The organism is Streptomyces sp. NPDC049954 (assembly GCF_040656295.1).
Taxonomy (GTDB): Bacteria; Actinomycetota; Actinomycetes; order Streptomycetales; family Streptomycetaceae; genus Streptomyces.
In genome coordinates this window covers 332,392-339,488 of the sequence record NZ_JBFALS010000009.1, presented here as the reverse complement: position 1 = coordinate 339,488, position 7,097 = coordinate 332,392, and the positions used below count along the sequence as shown (strand labels likewise).

The window sequence follows — 7,097 nt, the reverse complement described above, 5'->3', positions numbered from 1 at the left end:
GCACCGCCGTCCGGCGGTGCGGGGGCGGGGCCGTGTCTGCTGCGGCGGCTACCCCACGAGCGCGCCGGAGGCTGCCTGTCGCCGCTGCCGCGCCGGCCGCCACGTGGCCACGAGGGCGGCGGCCAGCAGGAGTTCGGCGATGTCACCGCCGTAGTACATGATCTCCGCGCCGCCCCTGACCTGGTCGACCGGCGCGTGGATGTCGACGAGGAAGCCGCCGTAGACGAGCTGGGAGACGGTGGCGTGCGCGGCGACGGCGACCCCGAGGACGGTGAGGCGCGCGGGGACTCCCGGCCGCAGCGGAGCGGGGTCCGGTCCGGCGATGCTCCAGGCGAACAGGCAGCCGGAGAGGAGGAAGTGGGCGCGCAGCAACCAGTGCAGTGCGGGCTGTTCCATGACGGTCTGGTAGAGCGGGGTGAAGTACAGCACGGCGAGACTCCCGGTGCTCAGCACCAGGGCCGTGACCGGATGGGCGAGGACGACGACGGGGCGGCTGCGCAGGGCGCCGGTCAGCAGACGGGCGCGGGCGGTCGGCAGCGTCCGCAGCAGCAGGGTGACCGGTGCGCCCAGCATCAGGGCGAGCGGGGCGTACATGCCGATCAGCATGTGCTGGGCCATGTGCCCGCGGAAGTCCTCGTCGGCGATCCTGGCCAGTGGCGGGGACAGCGCCGTGATCAGCAGGGCGCAGCCGCACAGGAAGCTCACCGTCCGCAGGCTCCCCCAGCCCCGCGCCGGATGACGTCTTCCGGCGCGGCGGACGAGCAGGAGGTAGGCGGCGGCAGCGACGACGACCAGCGCCACCGGCAGGAGCACCGTCCAGACGACGCCGCCGGCGTCGTGCGAGTGCAGGTGATGTGTGTGTCCGTTCACCGGGTGCGCCGGCCGGCCGGTTCGGGCGCGTCGGGGTCGAAGGGGCGGCAGCCGCGCTGGAGCAGGTGACCACCGACGATCAGCAGGAGGCCCACGAGCAGGAAGCCCATGTCCCACCAGACCTGGTGCGGGCCGCCGTGCACGTGGTGGATACCGAGGATCTGATGGTCGAGCAGTCCCTCGACGATGTTGAACAGGCCCCAGCCCACCAGCATCCATCCCCACAGGGTCCGTGAGGCCCACACCTGGCGACGGCGGTGCGTGACCCTGGAGTACAGCAGGCCGAGGCCCAGGATGACCGCGACCCAGCACAGGGCGTGGAAGACGCCGTCCCACACGGTGTTCATCCGCAGGCCGGAGACGGTGTGCGGCGAGTAGTACTTCACGCCGATGTGATCGTGATCGGTGCTCGTCAGCATGTGGTGCCACTGGAGGAGCTGGTGGAGCAGGATGCCGTCGACGAATCCGCCGAGCCCCACACCCAGCACGATGCCCGGCAGCCGGATGCTCCTGGGCGCTGGTGTAGTGCGTGCCTGGTTCGTGGTCGTTGCCATCGCGCGTCCCGTCGAGTCGTCCGTCGCCGCATGAGCCGAGGCAGCAAGTGTTCCCACTGAGGCTCGTCGTAGCGCGCGGACGGCGGTCATTCAGCCGTACGACGACACCGTCGTACGGCTGAGGCCGCGAAAGGTAGGGGCGCGGGGTCGTCGGGACCTTGAGTTCAGTCGAGACGGACCGCGAGCAGCGCTATGTCGTCGCCGTCGGTGCGTGCCCGAAACCCTCGGCGTGCAGCGCGTTCAGCACGTCGTTGTCAATATCGCCCCGCCAGGCATAGGTGATCGTCATGGCGGAGGCTGTGCCTGGCCAGAACGGTTCGTGGCCGGCGGCCGGGACGCGGGAACGTCCGGCACCGGCCACCAGGTCAGCCCGAGGGGGAACGCCTCACGGCAGGTGATCCGTGTTCCCGGCGCTCAGGCGGCTTCGCGTCGCGGGAGCTTCCAGTTCGGGCGGGGGAAGTGGCAGGTGTAGCCCTCGGGATACTTCTCGAGGTAGTCCTGGTGCTCGGGCTCCGCCTCCCAGAAGTCACCGGCCGGCTCGACCTCGGTCACCACGCGGCCCGGCCACAGACCGCTGGCCTCGACGTCCGCGATGGTGTCCTTCGCGACGGCGTGCTGCTTCTCGTCCGTGTAGTAGATCGCGGAGCGGTAGCTGCGGCCCAGGTCGTTGCCCTGGCGGTCCTTCGTGGTCGGGTCGTGGATCTGGAAGAAGAACTCCAGGAGGTCGCGGTAGCTGGTGACCGCCGGGTCGTACAGGATCTCGATGGCCTCGGCGTGGTCGCCGTGGTTGCGGTACGTCGCGTGCGGAGTGTCACCGCCCGTGTACCCCACGCGGGTCGCCGTGACTCCGGGCTGCTTGCGGACCAGATCCTGCATGCCCCAGAAGCATCCGCCGGCCAGGACGGCCTTCTCGGTCGTGGTGCTCATCTCGCCTCTCCTGACTGCCGCCGCCGACAAGGCGACGAGCGCTCATCGTGTGAACAAGGCGGGCAGGCGTCTGTGTTCCCCTGCGGGACGAGGGGTACACAGACGCGTGCCCGCCCGGCGGAAGGCTCAGGACGCGCGCTGCTGCGCTTGCTGGTCCTTCTTCTCCTGGAGACGGTCGGCGTCCCTGCGGACCTCCTCCTGGAGCTCGCGTTCACGTCGCAGCCACTCGGGGTTCTCCTGGGCGAGCGCCTCGATCTGCTCGGTGGTGAGGGCCTCGGTGACGCCGCCCCGGGCGAGGCCGGAGATGGAGACGCCGAGCTTCTCGGCGACCACCGGACGGGGGTGCGGCCCGGTGGTGCGCAGCTCGCGCAGCCACTCCGGCGGGTTCGTCCGCAGCGCGTTCAGTTCGGCGCGCGTGACGACGCCCTCCCGGAACTCGGCGGGGGTGGCTTCGAGGTACACACCCAGTTTCTTCGCCGCGGTCGCGGGCTTCATGGTCTGGGTGGTCTGGTGCGACGTCATGTTGCCAGGGTAACGAGTGTGCGCGGCCGCTTCGACCACGGCCGGTAGCCTGGTGACGTGACAGGCTCGGATACCTCCCCCTCCCCCACCACGCCCTCGGCGTCCCCCTCCTTCCGGCTCGCGTTCGTTCCGGGAGTGACACCCTCGAAATGGGTGCGGGTCTGGGAGGAGCGGTCGCCCGACGTGCCGCTCGGCCTGCTTCCCGTCGCCGTCGCCGACATGTTCTCCGTGCTGCGGGAGGGCTCCGCCGACGCGGGATTCGTGCGGCTGCCCGTCGACGGCGAGGATCTCAGCGCCATCCCGCTGTACACGGAGACCACCGTGGTGGTGGTGCCCCGGGACCATCTGGTGACGGCGGTCGAGGAAGTCGCCCTTGAGGATCTCGCCGAGGAGTTCGTCCTGCATCCCGTGGACGACGTCCTGGGCTGGGAGTCCCTGCCCGGCCGGCCCGCGCTGGAGCGTCCGGCCACCACGGCCGACGCCGTGGAACTGGTCGCGGCGGGGGTGGGTGTGCTGCTCGTACCGCAATCGGTCGCCCGGCTCCACCACCGCAAGGATCTGACCTACCGGCCGGTGCCGGAGGCGCCCACCTCGCGCGTCGCCCTGGCCTGGCCACAGGAGGCCACCACGGACCTGGTCGAGGACTTCATCGGGATCGTCCGCGGCCGCACCGTCAACAGCTCCCGGGGACGCTCGGCCCCCACTGCGAAGGCCAAGGGGAAGACCGGCGCACGGACGGACAAGGGGGCGGGCAAGAGTTCCGCGCGCCGGGCGCCTGAGGCGAAGGGCGCGGCGGGCGGCAGGTCCGGGCGGGGCGCGACGGGCGGCTCCGGCAAGGCGGGTGGCAAGGGGGCTGGGCGTCGCGGGAAACCACGTCGGCGCTCCTGAGCCTCGGCGGCGTCGCCCCGCGGCCCGCCGGGCTCGTGGGCGGCGAGCCTGCCCGGGCTCGTGGACGGCGGCCGGCCGGTCTGCCCGGCAGGTGTCCGGGTACGCGCCCCGGAGGAAGGCCGGGGCGACCTGTCGTACGGCGTGGTCACCGCCCGTCGTAGAGTCGGCCCGGTATCGGAAACCGACCGTGAGGAAACGCCGTGTCCCGTCCTGTCGCCGCTGTTCAGCGGGAGATCGCCCAGGCCCTTGAGGTGTCCGCCTCCTTCGACGCGGAAGCGGAGATCGAGCGGCGCACGGCGTTCCTGGCAGAGCGGCTCCTGTCGACCGGGCTGCGTGCGCTGGTTCTCGGCATCAGTGGGGGCGTGGACTCCACGACGGCCGGCCGGCTGTCCCAGCTGGCCGTGGAGCGGGCGCGCGCCGAGGGGCACGACGCGACGTTCTTCGCGATGCGGCTTCCGTACGGGGTGCAGGCGGACGAGTCCGACGCCCAGCGGGCGCTGGAGTTCATCCGGGCCGACAAGGTGCTGACCGTGGACGTGAGGCCGGCGAGCGACGCGGCTCTGGCGGCCTGCGTGGCCGCGGACGTCGCCTTCCGGGACGAGGCGCACCAGGACTTCGTGCTGGGCAACATCAAGGCACGTGAGCGCATGGTCGTGCAGTACGCGGTGGCCGGCGCGCACAACGGGCTGGTGGTGGGGACCGATCACGCGGCCGAGGCGGTGTCCGGGTTCTTCACGAAGTTCGGCGACGGCGCCGCGGACGTGGTGCCGCTGACCGGGCTGACCAAGCGCCGGGTGCGCGCCGTCGCGGCCCGGCTGGGCGCCCCGGACGAGCTGGTGGGGAAGGTGCCGACCGCCGACCTGGAGACGCTGTCGCCCGGCCGGGCGGACGAGGACGCGCTCGGGGTCACGTACGAGAACATCGACGACTTCCTTGAGGGCGGGCCGGTGGACGAGGACGTGGCCCGCAGGATCGTGGACCGCTACCGGCTGACGGAGCACAAGCGACAGCTTCCGCTCGCCCCCTGAGGGCCGCTGGTCCCCGACCCGCGCGGTGGCGGCATCCTCGCTCGCGGGGGTGCCGCCACCGCGTGCGGCGCGGTGTCACGCCACGTACTCGCTGAGGTCGATGGTGTGGACGTGGAGGTGGTGCCCGTGGACGGGGTGGACGGTTTCGCGGTCGAGGGTCATGCCGAGTTTGCGTGTCACGTTCTCGGAAGCGGTGTCGCCGATCCTGACGACGCTCACCACGTGGTCGATGCCACGGTCGGTGAGGGCGAACTCCAGCACGGCCTGCGCCGCTTCGGAGGCGTACCCCTGGCCCCAGAAGGGGCGGCCCAGGCGCCAGGCGAGGTCGACGGCGGGCAGGATCTCGGGGAGGTCCTCGGGTACCGAGAGTCCGACGAGGCCGATCAGTTCGCCTGAGGCGAGAAGCTCGACGGCGAAGGGCCCGAAACCCTCGTCGTCCCACGTCTCCTCCCAGCGCTCGACGTCTTCGGCGGTGTCCTCCAGGTCGCGGACGCGGCCGTCGTCGACCCACCGCATCACCTCGGAGTCGGCGTTGATCTCCGCCATCGGGACGACGTCGTCGTCGGTCCAGCGGCGCAGCAGGAGGCGGGGAGTGCGGATCTCGGTCATGTCCCCATCCTGCCGAAGCTTCCGCGGGTCGCCACGCCGGGGTGGCCTGGGCACCCTGTCGCGCTCGGCGGACGACGCTTCGGCCGGCGCCGAAGGGTCGCGGCCATAGCGTGAGGTGACAGCGATCGGACCGCGAGGCGAGGGAGTGGACGGTGGGCGAGGACTACGCGGGCGTGGGAGCGGGCGAAGAGGGCGCGGGTTCCGGGTGCGGGCCGCGCGGGCGCGAGGCGGAGCCGAAGCACGGCGGCGCCCGTGCCCTGTTCCGGGCGCTGCACGAGGGAGAGCTACCCCTGGTGCTGCCCAACGCGTGGGACGTGGCCTCTGCCCTGGCCTTCGTCGAGGCGGGGTTTCCCGTGCTCGGGACGACGAGTCTGGGAGTGGCCGCCGCTCGTGGTGTGCCGGACGGCGGCCGTGACTCCTTGGCGGCGAGCGTCCGGCTGGCGCGGCGGCTCGCCCCGCTCGGGGTGCCGCTGAGCGTGGACGTCGAGGACGGCGGCTTCGACGCCCCCTCGGAGGTCGCGGGCCTGGTGGCGGCGCTCACGGAGACCGGGCCGCACGTCGTGGGGGTCAACATCGAGGACAGCAGTGCGGGACGGCTCGTGACGCCCGCCGCGCACGCCGCCAAGGTGGCGGCCGTGAAGGAGCGGGCGCCCGGGATCTTCCTCAACGCGCGGGTGGACACGTACTGGACGGGGCAGGACGCGACGCCCGGCGCGACCCTGGACCGGGCGCGGGCCTATGTCGCCGCGGGGGCGGACGGGATCTTCGTGCCCGGTGTCGCCGAGCCCTCGGTGGTCCGGGAGCTGGCCGGGGAACTGCCGGTGCCGCTCAATGTGCTGCCCGTCGCCGGCGCGGACCTGCGGCAGCTCGCCGCGTGGGGGGTGCGGCGCGTGAGCACCGGCTCCCTGCCCTACCGTGCCGCGCTGCGCGCCGCGGTGGACGTCGCCGAGGCCGTGCGGGGCGGGTGGGCCCTGCCGGCCGCCGAGCCGTACGCCGCCCTGCAGGACCGTCTTGCCGTCATGCCGCGAGCGTGACCGGTGCCCCGGTGCGGGCGGCGGCGGTGCGCCAGGCCGAGGTGACGGCGGCGCGCGCCGCCGCGGTCGCCACGGGCAGCGGCCCTTCGAGCTGGAGCGGGGTGCCGAGGTGCACGTGCAGGGCGGGCCGGCGCACGGGCGCTGTCAGGGCGCCGGTGAGTTGCTTGGCGGGGCTTCCGGAGAGCAGGCGGCGGGCCCCGGCCTGACCGAGGGGGACGACGGGTGCCCCAGTCGTACGGGCGAGCCGGGCGAGTCCGCTGCGGAAGGCGCGCGGCGCGTTCTCCTCGGGGCCCGGGTGGTGGGGCAGCCCGCCTTCGCCGTAGATCAGGACGGTGCGCCCGTCCCGCAGCGCGTCGGCCGCGTCCGCGAGGGCGCGGGCGGCGGCGTGCCGGTCGCCCCGGTGCACGGGTATGTGTCCTTCGCGGCGCAGGGCGGTGCCGAGCAGGGGTATGCGCCACAGTCCGGCGGTGGCCAGCACGACCGGCCGGACGTCCAGGCGGTGCAGGGCGGCGAGTACGACGGCGGGATCGGCGAGGGAGCTGTGGTTGGCGGCGAGGATGCTGCCGGGCAGCACGGCCGCCGGTGCCTCGCTGCTGACGGTGAGCCGTCCGCAGCGCTTGACGAGGGTGTCGGCGAGGGAGCTGAGCACGGGATGGCCTTCCGGT

The 7,097-nt window shown here is 72.9% G+C and carries 9 protein-coding genes and 1 pseudogene; 3 read left to right on the top strand and 7 right to left on the bottom strand.

Features of this window, described 5'->3' with window-relative positions:
- Positions 1-48: 48 nt before the first annotated feature.
- The 5 genes and pseudogenes from AB0J21_RS22895 to AB0J21_RS22875 form a co-directional block, all read right to left on the bottom strand.
- On the bottom strand, positions 49-870 hold the full coding sequence (locus tag AB0J21_RS22895) for a cytochrome c oxidase assembly protein (protein ID WP_363147920.1): 822 nt from the start codon (positions 868-870) through the stop codon (positions 49-51).
- Positions 867-1,424 carry a DUF2243 domain-containing protein gene (locus AB0J21_RS22890; protein ID WP_363147919.1) on the bottom strand — a complete coding sequence of 186 codons (558 nt, stop codon included), beginning with the start codon at positions 1,422-1,424 and terminating at the stop codon, positions 867-869. Before AB0J21_RS22890 ends, AB0J21_RS22895 begins: the two co-directional genes overlap by 4 nt.
- A gap of 208 nt (positions 1,425-1,632) precedes the next feature.
- Positions 1,633-1,713 (bottom strand): annotated as a pseudogene (locus AB0J21_RS22885) (GNAT family N-acetyltransferase); the annotation flags it as partial.
- Between the two features lie 125 nt (positions 1,714-1,838).
- Positions 1,839-2,351, bottom strand: coding sequence for a peptide-methionine (S)-S-oxide reductase MsrA (gene msrA, locus AB0J21_RS22880; RefSeq protein ID WP_363147918.1), 513 nt, complete (start codon positions 2,349-2,351; stop codon positions 1,839-1,841).
- A 126-nt stretch (positions 2,352-2,477) separates the two neighbouring features.
- Complete coding sequence (locus AB0J21_RS22875) at positions 2,478-2,873, bottom strand: DUF5997 family protein (protein WP_363147917.1); 396 nt, start codon at positions 2,871-2,873, stop codon at positions 2,478-2,480.
- A gap of 57 nt (positions 2,874-2,930) precedes the next feature.
- Here AB0J21_RS22875 and AB0J21_RS22870 point away from each other — a divergent pair, with 57 nt between their 5' ends.
- Together AB0J21_RS22870 and nadE are read left to right on the top strand one after the other, a co-directional pair.
- Complete coding sequence (locus AB0J21_RS22870; RefSeq protein ID WP_363147916.1) at positions 2,931-3,761, top strand: LysR family substrate-binding domain-containing protein; 831 nt, start codon at positions 2,931-2,933, stop codon at positions 3,759-3,761.
- Between the two features lie 200 nt (positions 3,762-3,961).
- Positions 3,962-4,789 (top strand): ammonia-dependent NAD(+) synthetase, encoded by an 828-nt coding sequence (gene nadE / locus AB0J21_RS22865; protein WP_363147915.1) that lies wholly within the window; start codon positions 3,962-3,964, stop codon positions 4,787-4,789.
- A gap of 75 nt (positions 4,790-4,864) precedes the next feature.
- Here the strand turns inward: nadE and AB0J21_RS22860 are convergent, their stop codons facing one another.
- Positions 4,865-5,398, bottom strand: a complete 534-nt coding sequence (locus AB0J21_RS22860; protein ID WP_363147914.1) for a GNAT family N-acetyltransferase — start codon at positions 5,396-5,398, stop codon at positions 4,865-4,867.
- 152 nt (positions 5,399-5,550) lie between these two features.
- Here AB0J21_RS22860 and AB0J21_RS22855 point away from each other — a divergent pair, with 152 nt between their 5' ends.
- A complete protein-coding gene (locus AB0J21_RS22855) occupies positions 5,551-6,432 on the top strand; it encodes an isocitrate lyase/phosphoenolpyruvate mutase family protein (protein ID WP_363147913.1) in 882 nt (293 codons plus the stop codon).
- On the opposite strand, the gene AB0J21_RS22850 is transcribed toward AB0J21_RS22855, so the two are convergent.
- Entirely contained in the window at positions 6,416-7,081 is a 666-nt protein-coding gene (locus AB0J21_RS22850; RefSeq protein WP_363147912.1) for a lysophospholipid acyltransferase family protein, read from the bottom strand. The genes AB0J21_RS22855 and AB0J21_RS22850 overlap by 17 nt on opposite strands.
- Between the last annotated feature and the right edge of the window lie 16 nt (positions 7,082-7,097).